Consider the following 22252-nt stretch of genomic DNA (forward strand, 5'->3'; position numbering starts at 1 on the left):
ATGACCCGCTCTTTGTCTTTCTTTCCCATACTGCTGCTGGCCTTGTTGTCAGCCGTTGTTGCCAGTCTTCAGATTGGCTCTGATCTTTCTCTTTCCCGTCAGCTTGCCATAGTCACCGGCACCCAGGCTGAAGAATTTGCCGACATCATGTTTAGCTATGCCCAGCTGCCGCGCCTGGTGATGGCGTTGATGGTGGGCGCTATGCTGGGGCTGGTTGGCAGCCTGATGCAACAACTGACACAAAACGCGCTGACCTCACCGCTGACACTGGGCACCTCTTCCGGCGCCTGGCTGGCGCTGATCATAGTCAACGTCTGGTTCCCTGAGCTGGTGGGTGATCACAGTGCCCTGGCCGCTATGGCGGGTGCCATGCTGTCTCTGTTTCTGGTGATTTTCATTGCCGGGCCGAAAAATATGACGGGGTTGCCCCTAGTGCTGTCGGGCATGGTGGTGAATATTCTGCTTGGCTCAGTGGCAAGCGCTATCATTTTGCTGAACGCGGAATATGCTAAGAACGTCTTTATCTGGGGCGCCGGCGATCTGACTCAGAACGGCTGGGAATCTGTGCAGTGGTTGTTGCCCCGCTTGTCAGTGTCACTCCTGCTGCTGGTGTTTGCGCCGCGCATTCTGACCCTGATGCGTTTGGGTCATCAGGGTGCCACAGCACGTGGTCTGAATGTCGTTCCTGCTTTTATCGTGCTGATGGCTGTCGGCTTGTGGCTGGTGGCCGCGTCTATAACAGTGGTCGGTGTGATAAGCTTTATCGGACTGCTGACGCCAAATATTGCGCGGGCACTGGGTGCCAGAACCCCGAGGTTTGAGCTCACCATGAGTGCTTTGCTCGGGGCGCTGCTCTTAGTGGTGACAGATGCCGCCGCCCAGATGCTCAGCCAACTGACAGTTGACGCTATTCCGAGTGGCACCACGGCAGCAGCCATCGGTGCGCCGGCCCTGTTGTGGTTCAGTCGGCGTAAGATGAAAGCGCAGGATCAGGTGTCGATAAAACTGCCTCCGAGCCGGGATCGTCTTTCTGCTTTGAGCCTGCCAGCATTGATGCTGATTGTCGCTGGCATACTGTGCCTGACGGCTGTGTTTGTGACTGACGGCCACAGCTGGCATGTCGCGCTGCCAACGGCTTATCAGTGGGAACTCCGCTGGCCGAGGATGCTGACCGCTCTCAGCGCCGGAGTCGGGCTAGCCATTGCGGGCACTGTGCTGCAGCGGTTGATCTACAACCCGCTTGCCAGTCCGGATATTCTGGGGATCTCTGCCGGCGCAACCTTTGCTTTGGTGGGGGCCAGTGTTTTCCTGGGCATGAACATTTTTGCGGTGGGCTCTGTGCTGGCATTTGCTGGCAGTATGCTAGTGCTGGCCGTGTTACTGGTGCTGGGACGCCGTCATCAGTTTGCCCCTTCCAGCCTGATTCTGATCGGTATTGCCCTGACTGCTCTGATCGACGCCTTAGTGCAGTTTGCTCTGGCGAAAGGCACGCAGGACAGCTACAGTATACTGACCTGGCTGGCAGGCTCAACCTACCGGGTGACACAAGGCAAAGCGGTATTTCTGTTCGTTGGGGTGGCCGCCTTGTTCGTGTTCACACTTTCCACCTCGCGCTGGCTGACTCTGATTTCTGCCGGCAGACAGTTTGCGGCTGCTCGTGGTTTGAATGTCCCTGTCAGCAGCGCTTTGTTACTGGGGACTGTGGCTTTATTGTGTGCTCTGGTGACAGCCACTATGGGGCCGGTCGCTTTTGTCGGTTTGCTGGCACCACATATGGCGGTGATGCTGGGTGCCAAGCAGGCCAAAGAGCAGCTCTTAGTGGCGTCACTGGTTGGTGCATCTGTGATGTTAATTGCTGACTGGGTAGGGCAGACTGTGCTGTTCCCGGCTCAAATCGCGGCCGGCACTCTGGTGTCTGTGATAGGCGGCAGTTATTTTCTGTTTTTGCTGATTCGCGGCAGAAGCCGATAGCAATACAGCGCTTCGATTGAGCAGATAAAAAAGCCGGGTTAGCAGCAATGCAACCCGGCTTTTTGTTGTTACCCTTAAACCACCGCCTATGGCGGTGGTGATTGTTTAAAGCCGCCTTCTCAGAAGGCGGCTTATGGATTAACCTTCGATTTCCGCGTTGTGGTAAACGTTCTGCACATCGTCGCAGTCGTTCAGCATGTCGAGGAATTTGTCAAACGTGGCTACATCGTCGCCGGTGACCGGATGCATTGCCTGAGGAACAAAAGTGATTTCTTCCACTTCCATCACCAGATCAGGCATGGCGTCAGACAGGGCATTTTTCACTTTGAAGAATTCAGTGTGCGGTGCGAAAACAGTGATCATGCCGTCTTCCGCTTCGATGTCGGTCACATCTGCATCACCCATGATCAGGGCTTCCATTACGGCTTCTTCGTCATCGCCTTTGAACTGGAATACCGCCTGATGATCGAACATGTGAGCAACAGCACCTGGCGCACCGATTTTCGCGTTGTTCTTCACAAAACACTGGCGAACATCCATGTAGGTACGGTTGTTGTTGTCGGTCAGACAGTCAACGATTACAGAGCAGCCGCCAGGTCCGAAACCTTCGTAGCGTGCCGTTGAAAAATCTTCACCGCCGCCACCGCTTGCTTTATCAATAGCTTTTTCGATCACGTGACTAGGCACCTGATCTTTTTTTGCTTTTTCCATCAGACGGCGCAGAGACAGGTTGCTGTCCGGATCTGTACCGCCGTTTTTGGCGCTCATGTAGATCTCTTTACCGTACTTGGAATAGACCTTGATTTTAGCGCCTTGTGTTTTAGCCATTGAGGCTTTACGAACTTCGAAACTGCGTCCCATGGGGAATCACTCTCTGTAATTGATACTTTCGATATGTAGGGGCTGATTTTATCAGCACGGTCTGTATTTAGGCTAGTGCCTAGTTTCGCATTTACCAGCCGAAACGACAATTTGCCATAATCTGACCTGTGAACACCGGCTATTTTAGCTTGGTTTCCGCCCTTTTAAGGCGAAGAGACTATAAAAATAACCGTTTTGGTGATTAAAAATAGTCCAGATACATGAAAAACACGGTTTATGGCTCAAAAAATAGACATTTGAATATCTTGGTACTTTACAGTGTGAATTGAGCTGGTATGATTCACCGCACTTACGGAGAGATGGCTGAGTGGTTGAAAGCACCGGTCTTGAAAACCGGCATACGTTAATAGCGTATCTAGGGTTCAAATCCCTATCTCTCCGCCACATTCCATAAAGTTGCTGTTTAACAGCGGTTTTAAAAGAATTGGAGCGGTAGTTCAGTTGGTTAGAATACCGGCCTGTCACGCCGGGGGTCGCGGGTTCGAGTCCCGTCCGCTCCGCCACTACACGAAACCCTAGCCGAAAGGCTGGGGTTTTTTGTATTTAAGCGCCCCCGAAAGTGCTGCGCACTTTGGGTCGCGGGCCGGAATGCCGGACCATCGATTCCCGTCAGTCCGCCACTACAGCGAAGCCTCAGCAGAAATGCTGGGGTTTTTTTGTATCTAAGCGCCCCCGAAAGTGCTGCGCACTTTGGGTCGCGGGCCGGAATGCCGGACCATCGATTCCCGGTCGTGTGCGACCCCAGCCGTCCGCTCCGCCACTACAACGAAGCCTCAGCAGAAATGCAGGGGTTTTTTGTTATGCATTGAATCTATTTCCGCCCTATGGTCGGATGAGTCCCGGTCGTGTGCGACCTCAGCCGTCCGCCAGCACACCAAGCCTCAGCAGCAATGCCGAGGCTTTTTGTTATATGTTGGGTTTTTATCCGTTCTGTGGTCGGATAGCTGAAAACCGGGATGGTGATTTGTGCTGTGGGCAAGCCTCTTCTGTGTCGAAGAGGCTTGTTGGATGTGGAGGAGGTAGTGGCGAAACGATCTCGCGAAATGATTTACAGCTTGAAGCGGCCAACCAGTTGATCAAGTTGCTTCGACAAGGCCTGAAGCTCGCCGCTGGATGCAGTGAGTTCGTTGGCGATGTCGGCGGTCTCTGAGGTTAAATGGTTGATGTCTTCAATATTGCGGTTGATTTCATGTACCACGGAGGATTGCTCTTCCGTGGCGGTGGCCACCTGAATGTTTTGCTCGCTGATTTGATCGATATAGGTGGCGATCTGGGCGAGTGACCCGGTCGCCTGGTTCGCTTGTTCTGCGACATCAGAACCTTGCTGGCGTCCCTGAGAGATAGCGTTGACGGCTCTGGTCGATTCATTCTGCAGTCTGTTGATCACTTCCTGTATCTCTTCGGTGGAACCGGCAGAGCGTGAAGCCAGGGTTCTGACTTCATCGGCAACGACCGCAAAGCCGCGACCCTGTTCACCGGCACGGGCAGCTTCAATGGCGGCATTCAGCGCCAGCAAATTAGTCTGCTCTGAAATGCTGCGGATAGTATCCAGAATGGCACTGATATCGGTGACCTGGTGCGCGAGCGCTTCAATCACACCGGTAATGTCACCCAAGTCATTGCTCAGCTCGCTCATTTTCTCTCTGGATTGCTCAACCACCTGGCTGCCATCCTGAGCCTGTGTGGTGGCTTCTTTTGCGATATGCGCCGCCTGGGCTGCGTTATTGGCGATTTCATTAACTGTCGCCCCTAACTCATTAATGGCCGTCGCCACCTGTATGGTTCGGTCTCGCTGCGTTAAGCAGTTGCTTTGTGTTGTCTGTGCAGTTGATGCCACGGCTTGGGCTGTTTTGGCTAAGTTTCTTGAGCTTTGCGCCACTTCTTCCACAGAGCGGTGAATCTTGGCGAAGAAATTATTCAGCGTCTGGCTGATCGCGTTCAGCTCATCGTTACCGTCCAGTTCAATTCTGGTGCTGAGCGCCATGTCCTGTTCAGCCGTTTTAATGGTTTGCTGAAGAATCGCTACCCTTGAGCGCAGGTTCTGAATAATGATGAAAGACACCAGGAAAGAGACGATCAGCGCAACAATGATAATCATCACCAGATTGCGTTGCCCGTCATTGAAACTGCTCTGGGCTTCATTGTTGAAGGTTTCGGCCTGAGTTAACAGGGTATCCAGCAGCGTATTGGTGTCTTGACGCATGACGCCATAATCGACGGCGTACTGGGTGTAATAGCGGTAGGCATCGGACAGATTACCTTTTTCCAGCGCAGCCAGCATGGGGTTGAGATCTGAGGCGATCGTGGCTTCAAAGCGTTGTTGTAATTTCTGCGCTTCCCGGCGTAATTCAGGGTTAATCTGCGCAGCTACCGATTGCTCAATTGCAGCACGCATTTCCGGAATGTCTTCGGTGCGTGTTTCATTGATCCTGGTCTGTACGCCTTTGGCGTCTTTCAGGCCATCAATTTCCTGAAATAACATCATGTCGATCCCCACGCGCATTCTCGGAATGCGTGAAGCGACTTCAGCCATAGCGCGCATTGGCGTGGCAGTATTCATGTAAAGCCGTTCTGACTTTAGCCCTATTTGAGACATGGTCGAATAACTGATTATGCCGACAAGTAATAACATGATGCACGGAAGCAATACCGCGAGTATCAGCTTTGTTCTTAAGGTCAGTGTATTTATTAGCATTGTTATCTCTTATTTACATATCCATAGAATGAAAAGGGGCGGAATAACACTGAGACGTGGGGGAGTTTGCCGGTGTTAGCCTGCCTTTGTAACCCGATGTGAGCGACTTATTGTGTCTTTATTGCCTTGACTGATTTGAATACAGACAAGGCTATTATGTCATCGCACATCATTCGTTTATTTATTCATTTCATCAATGTCATTTTGGTTAATTATCTGAGTAAATAAATGAAGTTGGGCTGGAAGTAACACCTTTGGCTATGCACCATCGTTCGAAAGCGGGTATCGGTGCCTTTTTCAAACAGCAGCGACCAGTCAGGTATGACGGAATGTTGCACAAAGACGGGCTTTGTTCAGCCCCCTGACTGCAGGGGGCCGGTTGTTCAGGTTCAGCATGCGGGTGGTAATGACTGCGTATTCTGATCAAATAAATGGCAATACTCAGCGCGCAGGGAAACGGCCATACTGGCGCCGTTCTTCAGGTCATGCAGCAATGCTTTTTCGCCATCCATCATCAGGCTCAGTTTGTCTATGTCGCCGGAATAGCAGTGAATATACGACAGCGCACCAAGGTATTCCGCCACATTGATCTGCATATTTAACACTGTGCTGCCATCATCCATCGAATCCGGTGTTGCAACCAGCAAGTGCTCAGGGCGTATACCCAGTGTGATGTGATCGCCCGGTCTCACTGTGCTGCCGTCCCTGTTGATAGTGATCTGGTGCTGATCGGCTACAGATACAGTGGTGCTGCAAGCATCAGCGCTGATAACTGTAACCGGAATGAAGTTCATTTTGGGCGAGCCGATAAAGCCTGCCACAAACTGGTTTGCCGGATGGTAGTAGAGATCCAGCGGCGCGCCCACCTGTTCAATACGGCCATCACGTAGCACCACAATTTTGTCGGCCAGCGTCATGGCTTCCACCTGATCATGGGTCACATACACCATGCTGGCCGACAGTGAGCGATGCAGCTCGGCAATCTGGATTCGCATGTCGACCCGCAACTCGGCATCCAGATTGGACAGCGGCTCATCAAACAGGAAAAGCTTAGGGTTGCGGACTATGGCCCGGCCGATTGCCACACGCTGTCGCTGACCGCCCGACAGCGCCTTGGGCAGGCGATCGAACAGGTGATCGAGTTTAAGCATCTTACCGGCCAGCTCGACTTTTTCTTTTACTTTGTCTTTGGGTTGCTTATCAATATTGAGCGCAAACGCCATGTTTTCCCATACTGTCATCTGCGGGTACAGGGCATAAGACTGAAACACCATGGCGATGCCTCTGTCGGCCGGTGCTTCTCGGGTGACGTCTTCCCCATCAATAAAAATAGTGCCGGACGAGGGCTCCTCAAGGCCTGAAATCATTCGCAATAAAGTGGATTTCCCGCAACCGGACGGGCCGACAAAGGTGACAAATTCCCTGTCATTGATTTCCAGATCGATACCTTTCAGTACTTCGGTCTGGCCGTAGTGTTTTTTGATGTTTCTCAGTTGAATGTGAGCCATGGCTATTCCTTAATTCCACCTTGGGTCAGACCTTGAATAAAGGCTTTTGATGCGAGTAAGAATGCGATCAGTGTGGGTGCCATCATGATGATCAGTCCGGCAAACATCATGTGCCACTGGATGGCAAATTCGTTCTGAAACTCCTGCAGTCCCAGCGTTAGCGGATATAAACTGCGATCTTGCAAAAACAGCAGCGGGAAGAGGTACTCGTTCCAGGCACTGACAAAAGACAACAGGGCAACCGTGGCGATGGCAGGCTTGACCAGAGGAAGCACTATCTTCCAGTAAATCTGAAAGGGCAAAGCGCCATCGACCCGCGCCGCCTGCTCAATTTCCGGTGAAAGGTGTTTAAAGAAGGTACTGAGAATAAACACCGCCACAGGCATCATGCTGGCCGCCTGCACCAGAATAATTCCCAGCAGTGAGTTGAGCAGATCCAGACTTTGCACTACCACAAAAAGAGGCGCCATTGCCAGACGCAGCGGCACGATCACCCCGATCATAAAAAGAATGAAAATGGTGCGGTTGCCCCGAAACTCAACCCGGGCCAGCACAAAGGCCGCCATGGTACTGAACAAAACGGCAACCGCGACGGTGCCAACGCTGATAATCAGCGAATTCATAAAGTAACCACTGAAATTGGCCATTTCCCAGGCCGCGGCATAGTTATCAAACTGCCAGCTGTCCGGCAGAGAAAAGGGCGCACGAATCACCTGGCCCAGGCTGCCTTTCATGGAGTTGATAAACGCCAGGCCAAAGGGGATGGCGACCACCAGAGCCCAGGCCAGTAACAGAAACTGCACCAGTACCTGCTCCATTGGGCGAAGTTTGAAAATCCTTTCCATAAGCTGTCCTATCGGTTGCGCATATTGCGAAGCGCGAGATAAATGGTGGCCGGTAAAATCAGCACTGATATCACCATGCCGATAGCGGCAGCCATGCCAAGATCGGCAGTGCCGGAGCCGCCGCTGGTGCCAAATGCGGTACGGTACTGAAAGGTGCCTAAAATATCGGTGGAATAATAAGGACCGGCATCCGGGCCCATCAGAATCAGCACGTACTCGGCATTATTGAAGACATCGACCATGGTCAGAATGGTAATCAGCACGAAGGCGGGCGCCAGCACGGGAAAAACCACATGACGGATACATTGCCAGCGGTTGGCGCCGTCCAGTACTGCCGCTTCCAGCAAATCAGCCCGTACGCCCAGAATGGCCGACAGAATCAGCATGATGGAGAAGCCAAGCTTCTGCCAGGACTGAAACAGGGCAATGGTTGGCAGCGCGGTATCGGCTTCTCCCAGAAACATCAGCGGCGAGCTGATCAGATCCCAGTGCATCATCAGCTGATTTAACGGGCCGCGCACGTCAACGATTAACTGACCAAGAAAAGCAACGGCCACGGCAGCCAGCGGATAAGGCATGAAAAACAGCAGTTTATATGCTGATTTACCGGCGGTGTTCCAGCTCAGCAACAGCGCGAAGGTTGTGCCTAATCCCAGAAAAAGACTGATACAAATGGCAAAAAATACAAACGTCTGCTGAAACGCATTCCAGAGCTGGTTGCTCATGTACTCATCGGCGAGCAACTTGGTGAAGTTGTCGAAGCCGACAAAAGTTGCCGGCCCGATTCCCGGCCAGTCGAAGAAGGACAGCACCAGTGTGCCGATTAAAGGTAACAGGTTGAATATCCCGTATAACAGACAGCCGGGGATCAGCAGCAGGGCGTACTGGAGTTTCTCTTTTTGCCGGAAACTCAAACCTTGCGCTTTCTTAACATCGCCGCGCAGCAGCTCAGCGGGCAGATCGTCTGAATAGTCATCAGGGCTAGGGGCGTGTGGCATAACGACTCCGTTTGGGGAAATGGCCTGCCGGAGCAGGCCAACAGAAAAAGGTTACAGGTTCTTCGCTTTAAAACCGTTTTCGATTTCCTGCGTCAGACCCTTGGCATCGACTTTACCTGCCAGAAATTTCTGGTAAGCCGGGCCGACGATTTCCTCATACTGCACGTTAAAAGGCCCCTTCCAGGTCAGGTAGGGTTGCGCGTGCTGTGAAACAAAGCTGGCCGCTTCGGCCTGATATTTCCCCTGGTAGGTAATGCCTTCGGCGTAAGTCGACAGCTCGCCAACATGATCTGCAAATAACTGGGCGAATGCTTTGGTGGCGGTGAAGGCCAGCAATTTATCGGCAGCTTCGCGTTTACTTCCTTTGGCATTGACCAGATAAGCACCGTCTGCAAAGGCATAGACTTTGCCGCCGTGCCCCGGAATTGGCATCAGGCCAAGTTCTACACTGGGATCGGTCTGCGCGATAGTCGAGAGTGGCGAGGTGGACCACAAACCATCAATGATCATGGCAGAATCACCCAGCGCGATATTCGCCCGCATTCCGTTATAGTCCTGTGCCGCTGCCGATGGATTAATGTACGGCTGCCAGCTGGCGAATGTGTCGGCTACCTGCTGATAACCCTCAGCGGTAAAGGGAGACTGACGGCTGGCGACCTGTTTCATGCCTTCGCCGGACAGACCGGCTTCCAGTCCGGCGCTCATCATTGCCAGTGCCCAGCCAGCGCGGCCCGGTACTTCCAGCGGGATCACCCGGTTCTCTTTCAGGGTTTTCATCACAGCCACGAACTGCTCAGCTGTTTTGGGCTCGTCGAGGTTCAGCCGGTTGAAAATGGCCTTGTTATAAATGATCTGAACGGTCTGCACCGCAAAGGGCACGCCATAGATCTTACCGTCGGAACCGGTAGCTGCAACCAGAGTGGCTGGCGAAATACCGCTGATATCGACCGTGGCGGGCAGCGGTGCTATCACGCCGGCATTGGCGTACTGATCAATAAATGAAGCGCCGGGACGCCCCTGAAACAGGTCAGGCCCGTTGTCACTCTGCAAGCCCAGTCGTAAACGGGAGTTGTAATCGACGCCCTTGAAAACTTCCACCTTGATGTTGACGTCATCCATGGCTTTCGAGACCGCCTCCCATAGCGGGCGCTCCTGTTTGCGCCAGGTCCAGAGGGTGAGGGTTTCTTCCGCGAATGCAGACATGGGGGTGGCCACCAACAAGCCCAGCAGGGCAGAGATTGCGGTAATTCCTGACTTACGTTTCATATCGCCTTCCTTATGATATTTAGTTTCGGTTGGAAACTAAGTAAAAATGTAGAGAAATTAGCCGCGGATGCAAGGATCAAAATCACAATTATGTTAACAAGAAGATAACAACTATAAGGGTAACCTTGGAATGCATGGTTAAGTTAACAGAGTTAGAAATAAGGGAAATTAAGCCTTGAATTCAGCGGAGAGATTGATTAACAATAAATTCAACACAATAAGTTTCTAATGGAAACTAAATGATTAGAAAGGCACCAAACATCAAACAGGTTAACACCTCTCGCGTTATAGACGTGCTGTGGCGATACCAGAACATTTCCCGTATTGATATTGCAGACCGGCTGGGACTGGATAAATCGACAATTACTAAAATCGTCAGTTCGCTGGCAGAGAAACAACTGATTACTGAAGTGTCCAACCGGAACGGCCCCCCCCAGAGCGGACGGCCAAAGGTGTCTTTGCAACTGAACAAGCAACTCGGTGTTCTGGTTGGCGTAGAGCTAACCGACAGCCAGATCAACCTGTCGGTGCTTAACCTTGCCTGTCAGATCCTGTACCGCAAGATAGTGAGCTATCACCCCGGCACGCAACCGCTTGAGCAACTGGGAGATGTGCTGGCGCCTGTGCTTCGCGAGGTAGAAAGCCGCTGGGGCAAGGTACTGGCTATCGGGCTGGGGATGCCGGGTCTGGTCACACCGGATACCGGGGTCGTCTCTGTTTCCAGCGCCTTTGAGATCTCGCAACCTGTCGCTCTGGCAGAGCGGCTCTCGGCACAACTCGGCTACCCAGTGTACTGCGATAACGACGCCAACTGTGCGGCCTGGGGGCAGATTATGCTGTCGCGGCCACAGGGCAGCGGCAATCTGTTGTACGTGCTGTTCACCTCGCACCACCGCCATGACGACAGCCGGCATTTGGGCATAGGGCTGGGGTTCGTACTGAACGGCCAGTTGTTTTACGGTGATGACTGCCTGTCTGGCCAGTTCGATGTCGAAACCGGGCCGCACCAGAGCCCGGTGAGCGAGCCTGAGATACTGGCCCAGTTTGTTGATAAATTAGCCACCTTAGGCCGGTTGCTTAATGTGCACCAGATTGTTTTTGGTGGCGAAGTTGAGCCCTATGTCAGGGACATTGAACGGCTGATTCACGCCAATTTGGCCGCATTCAAAGGCCATCAGACCTGGCAACCGGCCACAGAGATTTCGACACTGGGTACGCAAGCCGTATCGGCGGGCGCTGCCGCTCTGGCATGGAGTAAAATCACTTCGTCAGACTTGGTGTTGTTCGAGGTACTGGACGCTCAGCGCATTTTATCGTAAGGACGCAATATGACCCCGGATTTCAGCCAGCTCTTTCCGCAGCCAGCAACCCTTAAACTGGATCACAGTGCAGCGCGGACCGACTACAGCGCCTTGCTTGCCGTGATCCCTACTACGGTGGCGCAGGTGATCCCCTCGCCGAGCGTGAGCTATCGGCAGGATGACAGTCTGCCAGGTCAGGGCTTTGTGATTCGGATAGCCGCCAGCGGGATTGAAATCGCCATGGCAGACGAGCCCGGCCGCCTGTATGCGCACTATTGCCTGGCACAGCTCATCGAGCTTTGTCACGGCCAGGTGCCATCACTGACTATTAGCGATCAGCCTGCGTTTGCCAAACGCGGGGTCATTGTCGATATCAGCCGCGACAAAGTACCGACTATGGCGGCCTTGTTTAAGCTGGTGGACTTCTGGTCGGCATTGCGAATCAACCAGTTACAACTGTACACCGAGCACACTTTCGCCTATCCGCAGCATCAGGCCGTATGGCAGGATTATTCGCCGATGACAGCCGAAGAGATTCAGGCGCTGGATCGCTATTGCCGGGAGCGGGGCATTGAGTTGATCCCCAATCAGGCCACCTTCGGGCACATGGAAAAGTGGCTGTGCCATCCGCAATACCGGCACCTCGCTGAGCAGACAACCGGCTTTTATGATCATCGGGGCGACTTCCGGCCAGAATCCTTTGGCCTGAACCCTCTTAGTGACAGTGTCACTGAGTTTATTGCTGGCTTACTCGATACCCTGTTGCCGAATTTCTCGTCCGATACCCTGAACCTGAATTTTGACGAAACCATGGATCTCGGCGCAGGCGCCAGCCAGCAGGCCTGCGAGCAGCAGGGCAAAGGGCAGGTTTACCTCAATTACCTCAAGACAGTGCTGGGTCTTGCCCATGCTCGGGGAAAATCGTGCCAGATTTTCAGTGACATGCTGTTTCAGTATCCGGACATTTTGCCGCATCTGCCGGACGATCTGGAATTGCTGAACTGGGGCTATGAAGAAGATCATCCTTACGATGACGAGCACCGGCAGCTGGCTGAGTTTGGCTACCCGTTTCAGGTGGTGGTATCGACCAACACCTTTGCCTCAGTGGCTGGCCGGGGGCAGGCCGCCAGAGTGCACATGCGCCGGGCCGCTGAATCGGCCCTGAAATACGGCGCCTGCGGTTATCAGGTTTCCGAATGGGGCGATATGGGCCACGCGCAGCAACATTTCACCGCCTTACCCGGTTATGTGTTCGGCGCCGCCATGGCCTGGGATCCGCATCGCCATGCCAGTGTGAACGCCGGGCTGTTAGTTTGCACTCACTTTGGGGAAGCCTACACGCAGGCACAGCCTTTGATTGATCGCCTGCAGGATGCCTATCTCACCAGCGGCGTGGTCACGCCGAACTGCGCCTTCTATGGCCCGTTCGTGTTTGACCAGCGCTCAGGCCGCCATATCCGCCGCGCCGAGATCGCCAGCGCCGAGCAGATTGCCGCGGCAATGGACGACTTATCCAGCCTGAAAGCCGACATCGCCGGACTGCCCGCTTCCGCACTGCAAGCCGAGATGTTATGGACGGCAGACTGCATGCTGCTGGCCAGTCAGATCGCCCTGAGCTACGCCAACGCCGGGCATCGTGATATCACCGCTTTACCGCAGCAAGAAAAAGCCCGCATTCTGGACAAACTCGCCCTGGTTGAAGAGGCCTACGCCGATCTGTGGTTGCTTCATTACCGCCCCGGCGGTCTGCGGCAAAGTGCCTCGCGGTTGGGGTATTTACGGGCGTTGTGTCAGGTGGAATTGGAGCCTGAGGTTACCGAGAGATAGAGGGTATGTCGCGCTTGAGTTCGGTGTTTCCTTTAGCCTTGTGTGATGCGCGCCAGACACTCTTTGCTGGCCCAAAGAGTGCCCAGAAATGCCTGCTTGTTCGTTGATGTTGTCCGGGTCGGTTGTAGGCGCTCCCGGCGCCGACAACCTGAAAATTCGTCCTGAATTTTCCCCTGGGGGAGTGACTAATATGTCATTCCCGCGCAGGCGGGAATCCATACAGCGACTGTGGTTTCTGTATTTTTCGAAAAGCGATTCACTGAGTAACTAGACATCAAGGTATGTCGCGCTTGAGTTTCGTGCTTTCTTTAGCCTGGTTTGATGCGCGCCAGACACTCTTTGCTGGCCCAAAGAGTGCCCAGAAATGCCGACTTGTTCGTTGGTGTTGTCCGGGTCGGTTGTAGGCGCTCCCGGCGCCGACAACCTGAAAATTCGTCCTGAATTTTCCCCTGGGGGAGGTGGTGACTTGTGATTTTTTTGGTGTTGTGGGCCGGTGCTTTGGGTGAGGCATGTAGGTATGTCGCGTTTGAGTTCGGTGTTCCCTTTGGCTTTGTGTGATACGCGCCAGACACTCTTTGCTGTATTTATAAATGTACATTACTTAAAAGCCACTCTTTAGCTCTATTAATATCAAATACTTTTGCGCCATACCCAATAGATAGGATCTCTTCAGGCAATAGGTGATCAAACTTCTCTATTTGTTTCTCTAATACAGAACTGGCTAACTCTGTTTCACTTGGTAGTTGTGTTGATGCAAGACTACGAATAGTTGTCATAACATCTTCAACAGATGCTTTTTCCACTTCAATAGCTCCAGCATAAGCACCAGCTTTATATCCATTAATGATGAGGAGGGCGACTATTGTATTAACCACCTTATCCCCTAACCACGTGAAAATATAAGTCGTACTGCCAATTTCCAGCAGTGAGTTACTTGCTAAATTAGCCTTATGAAAAAAATTAAAGCTTTCGTCAAATAATTCTTTTGCTGTCGAATCAATAAAATCAACTTTTTTATCACCGACAATAATTCTGTAATCACCTTTTTTAAGTATGTTAAACATTTCTTGGCGAACGGCGTCATGTATACTTATTCCATTACCACCAAATTTTGGAGGCTTACCACCTTTAGCGTTTTCAACGTAAATGTTTTTTTTGCCACTATCGATATCATTTACTTTCCATCGTTTCCCTCCAAATACAATGTGCTGCCCAACTAGCAATAGTGAATCAATTGGTATACTTCCCAGTGTTTTTGTTCCGCTAACAACTCTGTATTCCTCAGGTGTATTAAAGACAGCATAAAATGAATAATGACTTGTAATACGCTCACCTAATAAGCCTAAAACTAACTCTCCGTTGCCTAACTGGGTAATTAGTTCTTTATTTCCCATATGTATTAGTAGTGTTTTAAAAATATCTACGCTGATCTGTTGGAATGACCCTTCTTTACATAGCAAATTAAATAGTTGTTCGGCTCTAATACCACCCCATTGAGCAATTACTGCGAGTATTTGATGCAGAAGTGTAGAAAAATGATAAAGGGATGTATCAGCTGGTTCATATTCTTTATTGATGAGTAGCCTGATCATTGCAAGAGATTGTATTAACTCTAATCGGAGTATATCGACAACATTTGAATCCTTTGTGAGTTCATCTTCTGCAATCAACATTCGGAGTATTGAAGGACCACCACGCCTTCCTGATCGTCCCATTCTCTGCCGCAGGCTCGAAATAGTGTGAGGAGCAGTGACCTGTATGACGGAATTCACTTTTCCAATGTCTATACCCAGCTCAAGAGTCATTGTACACACAGCTGTTGTAGGGTATTGCTCTTGTTGAAGACGTTTCTCTAGGTTTTCTCTCAGTTCCTTGGAAAGTGAGCCATGGTGAGGGTAAAACTCATTCGGCACGGATTGCTGCTCACAAAAATCACTGAGCGTTGCAGCAATGCTTTCGGTTCTATTCCGGCTATTTGCAAAGACTAGATGGTTTCCTCCTCGACAAAATTTAAACAGGTCTTGGCAGATTTTGTATTCAGCATCGATTGGCGTTTCAACATCTACCTGAGCGGGGTTTACATAGCCTTTGACTTGCACCTTAAGTGTCGTTGTCGAACTTGAATCCTCAACTATTTCACAAGGTAAAGATTGATTAGGTCGAAGCGATAATGGAACTTTGCTTATATTACCTAGGGTTGCACTTAATGCAACTCTAGGAATGGGTGTCTTCAATCTCCCAAGAAGATGCTCTAGTCGATGAAGCAAAGAAAGTAAGTGATGCCCGCGCTCTGTGCCAAGAAATGCATGAAACTCATCAATGACGATATATTTCAAATCAAGAAATGCGTTTTTCATCCATCCCGAATCTCGGATAAGTAATGATTCGAGTGATTCAGGTGTAATTAGTACAATACCTGCTGGTGTAGATTTTAACTTGTTCTTTCGGCTTTTAGGGCTATCCCCGTGCCAGGGGGTGACAGGTATATCCAGTAAATCTGAAAGGCTTTCTAAACGTCTATCTTGATCATTAATTAAAGCTTTAAGTGGGCTGATATAAAGGATACCAATTCCTTCCTCTTGATTGGCAATAGCGCTCAGAGCCGGAAGAAAAAATGCTTCGGTTTTTCCCGCAGCAGTCGATGCACTAATCAAAACGTCAGTGTTTGCAGAAAGTATCGGCGCAATTGCTTTGCATTGAATTTCACGTAGGTTTACCCAACCTTGTTCAAATATCCAACGTTGAACTCGAATATCGAGTTTTTCATGTTCATTTATCATAGTTTGAAGTCAGCAAAGCCATCGTCACTTTCATCTAATTCAAGTTTAACATCAGAGGGCTTATCTTCTTCAATTCCAACCGATGAAACCAGTTTGTTCCAACTTATCGTTGGATTTTGGTCGATTACCGCGAGCATATCCAAAAAAGCCTTTATCGTGTTTCGCGGAGTTCGAAAGTAGGCTTCTCCGATAGTCTGACTGCAATGTTTTAGGAACGCCATTAAGGATTCGTCAGGAACAAGATATTTGCTTTCATCACCTTCAGCATAAACGTGACGTAAATTCTTTAGTAGTATATAAAGCTCTTCCGGGGTCAAGCTTGCAAGGTGCAGTGCTGGAGATGAGTAATCGATAAGACCGGCTTGCTTAGCAAAGTTATTAGCCGCAAGTCTGGATTGAAGGGCTTCATAGCTATAAAGACCTTTCCTAGGGTCCAGTAGGAATTCAGGTGTTCCACCAAGTAAAAAACCTAAATATTCACTAGTGCCTTGTAGGCAATCGTTGAGAATTCGTAATATCTGTTCATAGTTGGAAGTCCTAGCTGTTGTGTTATTCAACTTATACAGATTTACCATTTCATCGAGGTTAACGAGCAACCCCTGATATCCCGCTTGGCGAACGAATAGACTCATTAATTTGAGTGCATCATAAAAAGATGTATCCGAAATTATCGTTCTGACACCTAAATCTTTGCGGGCATCCGTTTTAGTTGAATATTCAGCGCGTAACCATTTTATTGCATTAGCTTTTTTTGTGTCATCGTCTTGTTCATGTCCAATCCAATAAGCCTCGATCACTTTGGCGAAGTCATATCCACCGACAAGATCAGAAAGTGAAGATAGCTTTTCATGAATAACGGTATTGATGCTTTTTCCAGTCGTATCAGCTTCCTTTCTCGCTTCAGTTATAAACTTTTCAACGACGCTGGTTAGTGCATTTCCATCTGGTTTATTGCGCGTAGACATATTACGCATTAGCTCTGAGTATAGGTTTCTCGCTTGCCCCGCAGATGCATGCATTCGTCTATCTGGAGATAGGTCAGCATTAACAGTTACCAATTTTCTTTCTAAAGCGATAGCTCGAACAACGCTCAAGAAAAATGTTTTTCCTGAACCATATTCTCCAATAATAAGCCTAAAGGCTGAACCACCATCGGAGATCCGTTCAATGTCTTGAAGAAGTGCTTTTAGTTCGCTAACCCGGCCAACTTGAATATGTTGAATCCCAACTTTGGGAGTCACGCCAGATTTCAGCGACTGGATAATTGCATCTCTTTCTTTTGCACGTATTTTTTTTGCAACCATCATTTAACCCTTTAATTCTTCGACAATTTCGAGATCGACGTATATATCACCATCATCATCCAACACAGGAGCATCTACTTTTTCGTAAGCCCAATCATTGATGGTTTCTATTGCACCATCAACCATCAAGTTAAGTTTGCTGCAAAGTTCATGAACTTCATTTCGAGGCCATATTTCTTTGCTAAGCAGCATATCGAACAGATCTTTATGCTCATTATCCAGTCCGCCATGACCTATAGGGAGCGAATTTATCGTCTCTATTTCTGGCTCATTATCAACCGCAAATATGCTTTCTAACATGCTCTTGGCATCGCTGGTATCACTCTCATGCATCGCCAGAATGTCCTGATCCAACTGGAACGTCTCTGTACTTTCGTTGGCAGTTGTTACTGAGGAAGAGTTAGGTGTTCTCGTGGATGTTAGGTTGTGAATGTCGCTCGTAACAAGTGATTTATCCAATCCCAGGCATGTATAGAGTTTCTCAATTTGTTTTATTTCAGATGAATCGACACTACCGTCAGCAAGAGCAATGGAAATTATAGATTTCTTTAAGGATTCAATTTGTGTTGAATCGAGCATCTCAATTCTGGATTTTAACCCAGCAATGTTTGCTGGACTATTCAATCGCCACGTCAAATAAGCTTTCAATGAACTTTTCTCGAATGGAGACAAGCGCTTATCATGCTCAATCAAGCTTTGCAGCGTTAATTTTTCATCATGGTCTACAATACCGTCAATATTAGCCACCATTGCACCAAGCCTGATAGCCAGACTTACTTGGTTGAAAGCAGTACCAGGTTCAAAAAAATCGCTATGGCCAGGGGTGAACAACACAATGTTGCTATCAGCTTTGAACTTGACTTGATGAAAACGCATATCTGGAGCGATACCTATATCAGCTTTAGCGGCAAGTTTAATAAGGAGATCATTTTCTTTCTTGTTCATTGCCTTGGGAAGCGGTATTCCTGTGTGAGACCAGAACTCTTTAACAGTTGTCAACCCGTCATCATTCTGAATTACCTGAACAGCCCATGACTTAAATGATTCAATAACTGGTGAGTTTGATTCATTTGCCAGTTCTTTTGGTAGTAACATCAATGCAGCTATATCATTTTTGGAGGTGTCAGCCTTCCCTAAGTATCGACTATAGCTACCTAATTCTTCCGTGCATTGTTCTGCAATGGGGATGAGTTTTTTTATGGGACCTTTGAGAATACTTGGATCAGGTAACTCTTCCATACCTAAATCAACACTATTAATGCAGTTGCTTGCTGCATGATATCTGATTCGAAGCTTGGTTTTGTTTGGCTTTACATAAACACCTTCGCAAAATTTTTGAGAGAACCTTATTTCGAAAAGCTTGCGAAACTCCTCTTCACATCTACGGGCAGGCATTTTTAGCGAATATTCAAATGTATTCTTTAACCACTCTAAAGCCAGCTCAGCGCCAACAGGGTGTCCATTAACTATGGTTTTGGCTAGTTTCAGCTTGAATGATAATGCATTGTTTGTATCTGGTATTTCTGCAATCCGGTGCTCAAGTAGAGCAGGCCTGAGCAGAGCCATCAACTCAAGAAAAGTGGTTGAATATCCTCTAAAAGAACGGTTTGTGTTGAAGACCTTATTGAGGCGTAAAACCTCTTCAAATAATGTGGTGAATTCTTGATCTGATACCTGAGAGTTAGTTTGGTTTTCAATTATTCTTCTTTCAAAACCATAGAAGTAAATGAATACGTATCCGATTGGTGTGTTTGGATCAGAGCGGTCAGATGCTAACCAGTCTAGATAGGCTCCTCTGCACTCTTTTGATAAAGAGGAATAACTTGGCCAGTATCCCAGTGTTTCGTCGGTATGTAATTCTGATCCGATGTTAATTGAAGGTTTCGATACGGGGCGTTCCTCATCGATAAGAGATGGCTCTAACCTATATCCATCAAGTGAGTTCATTACCCCACCAAAGTAAAAAAGACCTTTATTGAGCTTTCTTCCGATAATGGTCAGTTGTTCACTCTCACCAATCCATCGGCCCTTTTTCTTGTTCGGAGATTTTTCTGGTTCACGACCAAAACTTGTGTGAACAGTGAATGTTGCAAACTCATCATCGTCATTATGTGAAAAAATCGATATCGTTTTTGTGCTATTACTGTGGTTTGTTTGAGAGGCAAGTTTTGAGGCTGAATTTTTTTGGGATGAGCTGTTAACGTTTTGGAATTGTTCGTTTTCACTAATCCATCGGTTTTCTTGATAGTTCGACGATTTCTCAGTTTCTTTCTCAAGGCTTGTGTGAGTTGTGAAGGTAGTGATCACATCAAGGTCACTTGTAGAGACTGATGTCGTTTTTATGCTATTGGTATGGCTTTCTCGAACAGAAGGCTTTGAGGTTGTCTTATTTTGGAGTGGACTGTTAGCGGATTTAGGTTTTTTAGTTATTAGTTTGTACAGAATATAAATAAAAAGTACACCAACAATAAATTCCATTTTCTTCCCTCAGCATCAATGAATATCATTCAAAGAAGTCTACATCTACCCAGAATTTATTGAATGATCCAAGGTTGATTAATATTTTGCATAGTGATGTATTAGTTAAATTTGGTCAAATGGATGTATAACAAAGTGTGAGGCGCATTACTGATAAAATGTTTCAGGACATTTGTCTGTATCAGTCAAGGCAATCTCCCCTCACTAGGGAAAAATTCATGGATGAATTTTTAGGTTGTCGGCGCCGGGAGCGCCTACAACCGGCCCGGACAACACCAGAGAACCAAAGGCATTTCTGGGTACTCTTTTTGCCTAAAAAGAGTACCTGGCGCGCACAAGAAAATGCTGAGGTGTGCTCTGAACTTGAAGCGCGACATACCACGATATAAATACTTCTACGCTATCAAAGTGTGAAGAGCGGTTTTGGCTCTTCAGCAAAGACACATGCTGGCTACACACTTTCCAGTTGTACGTTACTGCGAAAAAATCTGGGGCTAGACAAGCCGTATTTGAGGTGTTGAACAAGCTTAGTACTGAGATAACAACTTGCCGATGTGCTATGGCAATGGGAGTTCGGTTGGTGGGCGCTTCACGGCTCCATCGGAAAATTATTTATGCAACAGACAATAATTAATTAAAGCCTGCTCAATATTCTGCTTCTGAGTTAGGAAGACGTCACCGAAAATGATGGTGCTCTCTTGCGTCTCAATGACGCGGTAAAGCAAACGAAAACCGTCATTGTTGTATTCCCTGAATAGGGTTATTCCAAGATCCAGCAAGGTCTGTGAAATTGGGGCGGCGTAAGGTGTTGAGCCTACTAAATTTTCGAATTTATCTATCGTTTTCTCTAGCCGTTTCAATACCTGCGATTCACTGGTATGCGGTGCCAAGTGGTCGATGACATCGTCAAAGGTGTTTGCGAAAGTGTCGGTATAATTAATCTGTACTGGCTTGATCATTATCACTTTTCTCTGAATTAGCACGACGTTTAGCCATTCTTTGTTTGAAGTCCGAACTGGACATCACACGGCCATTGTTCGCGTCATCAACCGAGAATGACAAAAGCTTCATTAAGGCGACTGCTTCATCGCGTTTCTTCCGTTCTTCATAGGACTCAATCACATAGGCTGGTTTCCCGTTCTGTGTGATCGTCATAGGTTCATCAAGCGGCAGATTCGCTGCGTGCTTTTTGAGATAGCTGATGGTTTCCACTTTCATGGTTCTCTCCTGCCTTGCGTATGGTTTCTCAGACGTAATCACATCCGAAGACTAGCATAAAGCTAAATTTAGTCCATATTCAGGCCATTGTGGCGGGTGTTCCTTTCTGGCCGCTCGGCGAACGTCACATCCAGCGGGGTTAAGATTTCTTCGTCGCCACTATTCAACTCGCGATTGTTGTCACATTTGATAGCAGAGCGTGAAGTACCGCGTTTACTTCAGCTCAAGCAATCCCCACACCAGGGAAAAATTCATGGATGAATTTTCAGGTTGTCGGCGCCGGGAGCGCCTACAACCGGCCCGGACAACACCAGAGAACCAAAAGGCATTTCTGGGTACTCTTTTGGCCTAAAAAGAGTATCTGGCGCGCACAAGAAAATGCTGAGGTGTGCTCTGAGGTTACGCGCGACATACCACTACATATCCCTGCGTTACCAGATGAGAACATAGAGGTTAAAACGCTTTGGGTAAAAATCTCGCTGAGTAAGTACATGCTTGCTGCTAAACGGTTCCGAAGTACCGCGTTTACTTCAGCTCAAGCAAACCCCACACCAGGGAAAAATTCATGGATGAATTTTCAGGTTGTCGGCGCCGGGAGCGCCTACAACCGGCCCGGACAACACCAGAGAACCAAAAGGCATTTCTGGGTACTCTTTTGGCCTAAAAAGAGTATCTGGCGCGCACAAGAAAATGCTGAGGTGTGCTCTGAGGTTACGCGCGACATACCACTACATATCCCTGCGTTACCAGATGAGAACATAGAGGTTAAAACGCTTTGGGTAAAAATCTCGCTGAGTAAGTACATGCTTGCTGCTAAACGGTTCCGAAGTACCGCGTTTACTTCAGCTCAAGCAAACCCCACACCAGGGAAAAATTCATGGATGAATTTTCAGGTTGTCGGCGCCGGGAGCGCCTACAACCGGCCCGGACAACACCAGAGAACCAAAAGGCATTTCTGGATACTCTTTTGGCCTAAAAAGAGTATCTGGCGCGCATAAGAAAATGCTGAATGGGGCGCTGAATCCAGGCGCGACAAACCAATACACACCACCTAAACCCACCATAATAAAATGCTATCGTCACCACAAAAATTTTTTGTGTTGAGCGCCCAATTTTTTATTGCGCGGAAAACATGATGACTTTACTATCGCGCCGCTTCTTGATGATAGCCAATCCGAG

15 protein-coding genes and 2 tRNA genes are annotated in these 22252 nt (G+C 48.9%); 6 read left to right on the forward strand and 11 right to left on the reverse strand.

All coding sequences use genetic code 11. The features are described 5' to 3' along the window. Positions 1-1971 carry a Fe(3+)-hydroxamate ABC transporter permease FhuB gene (fhuB, locus tag L6J37_RS15140; RefSeq protein ID WP_237795726.1) on the forward strand — a complete coding sequence of 657 codons (1971 nt, stop codon included), beginning with the start codon at positions 1-3 and terminating at the stop codon, positions 1969-1971. A 138-nt stretch (positions 1972-2109) separates the two neighbouring features. On the opposite strand, the gene L6J37_RS15145 is transcribed toward fhuB, so the two are convergent. Then, positions 2110-2832: a YebC/PmpR family DNA-binding transcriptional regulator gene (locus L6J37_RS15145; RefSeq protein ID WP_192017176.1), complete on the reverse strand. Its 723-nt coding sequence runs from the start codon at positions 2830-2832 to the stop codon at positions 2110-2112. A gap of 314 nt (positions 2833-3146) precedes the next feature. On the opposite strand from L6J37_RS15145, the gene L6J37_RS15150 reads away from it, so the two are divergent. Together L6J37_RS15150 and L6J37_RS15155 are read left to right on the forward strand one after the other, a co-directional pair. Then, positions 3147-3237: transfer RNA gene (locus tag L6J37_RS15150), tRNA-Ser, on the forward strand. Between the two features lie 42 nt (positions 3238-3279). Beyond that, positions 3280-3356, forward strand: a tRNA-Asp gene (locus tag L6J37_RS15155). 545 nt (positions 3357-3901) lie between these two features. Here the strand turns inward: L6J37_RS15155 and L6J37_RS15160 are convergent. From L6J37_RS15160 to L6J37_RS15180, 5 genes are all read right to left on the reverse strand, one after another. Beyond that, a complete protein-coding gene (locus tag L6J37_RS15160) occupies positions 3902-5548 on the reverse strand; it encodes a methyl-accepting chemotaxis protein (RefSeq protein ID WP_192017175.1) in 1647 nt (548 codons plus the stop codon). Positions 5549-5937: 389 nt separating this feature from the next. Continuing rightward, entirely contained in the window at positions 5938-7056 is a 1119-nt protein-coding gene (locus tag L6J37_RS15165; protein WP_237795727.1) for an ABC transporter ATP-binding protein, read from the reverse strand. Positions 7057-7058: 2 nt separating this feature from the next. Then, on the reverse strand, positions 7059-7901 hold the full coding sequence (locus L6J37_RS15170; protein WP_218387106.1) for a carbohydrate ABC transporter permease: 843 nt from the start codon (positions 7899-7901) through the stop codon (positions 7059-7061). Positions 7902-7909: 8 nt separating this feature from the next. Next, positions 7910-8899, reverse strand: coding sequence for a carbohydrate ABC transporter permease (locus tag L6J37_RS15175; RefSeq protein WP_218387110.1), 990 nt, complete (start codon positions 8897-8899; stop codon positions 7910-7912). 51 nt (positions 8900-8950) lie between these two features. Beyond that, entirely contained in the window at positions 8951-10165 is a 1215-nt protein-coding gene (locus tag L6J37_RS15180) for an ABC transporter substrate-binding protein (protein WP_237795728.1), read from the reverse strand. Positions 10166-10404: 239 nt separating this feature from the next. Between L6J37_RS15180 and L6J37_RS15185 the strand changes: the two genes are divergently transcribed. Both L6J37_RS15185 and L6J37_RS15190 read left to right on the forward strand, forming a co-directional pair. Then, positions 10405-11484, forward strand: coding sequence for an ROK family transcriptional regulator (locus L6J37_RS15185; RefSeq protein WP_192017170.1), 1080 nt, complete (start codon positions 10405-10407; stop codon positions 11482-11484). A gap of 9 nt (positions 11485-11493) precedes the next feature. After that, positions 11494-13293: a family 20 glycosylhydrolase gene (locus L6J37_RS15190; protein WP_237795730.1), complete on the forward strand. Its 1800-nt coding sequence runs from the start codon at positions 11494-11496 to the stop codon at positions 13291-13293. Between the two features lie 584 nt (positions 13294-13877). Here the strand turns inward: L6J37_RS15190 and L6J37_RS15195 are convergent. The 5 genes from L6J37_RS15195 to L6J37_RS15215 all read right to left on the reverse strand — a co-directional run bounded on the left by L6J37_RS15195 (position 13878) and on the right by L6J37_RS15215 (position 21073). Next, positions 13878-16073 carry a DEAD/DEAH box helicase gene (locus L6J37_RS15195; RefSeq protein ID WP_237795732.1) on the reverse strand — a complete coding sequence of 732 codons (2196 nt, stop codon included), beginning with the start codon at positions 16071-16073 and terminating at the stop codon, positions 13878-13880. Continuing rightward, positions 16070-17380 (reverse strand): ATP-binding protein, encoded by a 1311-nt coding sequence (locus tag L6J37_RS15200; protein WP_237795734.1) that lies wholly within the window; start codon positions 17378-17380, stop codon positions 16070-16072. The genes L6J37_RS15195 and L6J37_RS15200 overlap by 4 nt, the downstream gene beginning before the upstream one ends. After that, positions 17381-19855 (reverse strand): tellurite resistance TerB family protein, encoded by a 2475-nt coding sequence (locus L6J37_RS15205; protein WP_237795736.1) that lies wholly within the window; start codon positions 19853-19855, stop codon positions 17381-17383. Between the two features lie 608 nt (positions 19856-20463). Beyond that, positions 20464-20814: a type II toxin-antitoxin system RelE/ParE family toxin gene (locus L6J37_RS15210; RefSeq protein ID WP_218386774.1), complete on the reverse strand. Its 351-nt coding sequence runs from the start codon at positions 20812-20814 to the stop codon at positions 20464-20466. Next, positions 20792-21073, reverse strand: a complete 282-nt coding sequence (locus L6J37_RS15215; RefSeq protein ID WP_218386776.1) for a type II toxin-antitoxin system Phd/YefM family antitoxin — start codon at positions 21071-21073, stop codon at positions 20792-20794. Before L6J37_RS15215 ends, L6J37_RS15210 begins: the two co-directional genes overlap by 23 nt. A 257-nt stretch (positions 21074-21330) precedes the next feature. Between L6J37_RS15215 and L6J37_RS15220 the strand changes: the two genes are divergently transcribed. Beyond that, a complete protein-coding gene (locus L6J37_RS15220; protein WP_237795738.1) occupies positions 21331-22071 on the forward strand; it encodes a hypothetical protein in 741 nt (246 codons plus the stop codon). The last annotated feature ends 181 nt before the right edge of the window (positions 22072-22252 follow it).

The sequence above is a fragment of the Photobacterium sp. WH77 genome, from assembly GCF_022014395.1.
In the GTDB taxonomy this organism is placed as follows: Bacteria; Pseudomonadota; Gammaproteobacteria; order Enterobacterales; family Vibrionaceae; genus Photobacterium; species Photobacterium arenosum.

Coding starts and splice junctions, on each gene's coding strand:
- fhuB (WP_237795726.1), top strand. CDS start 1: ATGACCCGCTCTTTGTCTTTCTTTCCCATACTGCTGCTGGCCTTGTTG.
- L6J37_RS15145 (WP_192017176.1), bottom strand. CDS start 2,832: ATGGGACGCAGTTTCGAAGTTCGTAAAGCCTCAATGGCTAAAACACAA.
- L6J37_RS15160 (WP_192017175.1), bottom strand. CDS start 5,548: ATGCTAATAAATACACTGACCTTAAGAACAAAGCTGATACTCGCGGTA.
- L6J37_RS15165 (WP_237795727.1), bottom strand. CDS start 7,056: ATGGCTCACATTCAACTGAGAAACATCAAAAAACACTACGGCCAGACC.
- L6J37_RS15170 (WP_218387106.1), bottom strand. CDS start 7,901: ATGGAAAGGATTTTCAAACTTCGCCCAATGGAGCAGGTACTGGTGCAG.
- L6J37_RS15175 (WP_218387110.1), bottom strand. CDS start 8,899: ATGCCACACGCCCCTAGCCCTGATGACTATTCAGACGATCTGCCCGCT.
- L6J37_RS15180 (WP_237795728.1), bottom strand. CDS start 10,165: ATGAAACGTAAGTCAGGAATTACCGCAATCTCTGCCCTGCTGGGCTTG.
- L6J37_RS15185 (WP_192017170.1), top strand. CDS start 10,405: ATGATTAGAAAGGCACCAAACATCAAACAGGTTAACACCTCTCGCGTT.
- L6J37_RS15190 (WP_237795730.1), top strand. CDS start 11,494: ATGACCCCGGATTTCAGCCAGCTCTTTCCGCAGCCAGCAACCCTTAAA.
- L6J37_RS15195 (WP_237795732.1), bottom strand. CDS start 16,073: ATGATAAATGAACATGAAAAACTCGATATTCGAGTTCAACGTTGGATA.
- L6J37_RS15200 (WP_237795734.1), bottom strand. CDS start 17,380: ATGATGGTTGCAAAAAAAATACGTGCAAAAGAAAGAGATGCAATTATC.
- L6J37_RS15205 (WP_237795736.1), bottom strand. CDS start 19,855: ATGGAATTTATTGTTGGTGTACTTTTTATTTATATTCTGTACAAACTA.
- L6J37_RS15210 (WP_218386774.1), bottom strand. CDS start 20,814: ATGATCAAGCCAGTACAGATTAATTATACCGACACTTTCGCAAACACC.
- L6J37_RS15215 (WP_218386776.1), bottom strand. CDS start 21,073: ATGAAAGTGGAAACCATCAGCTATCTCAAAAAGCACGCAGCGAATCTG.
- L6J37_RS15220 (WP_237795738.1), top strand. CDS start 21,331: ATGAATTTTCAGGTTGTCGGCGCCGGGAGCGCCTACAACCGGCCCGGA.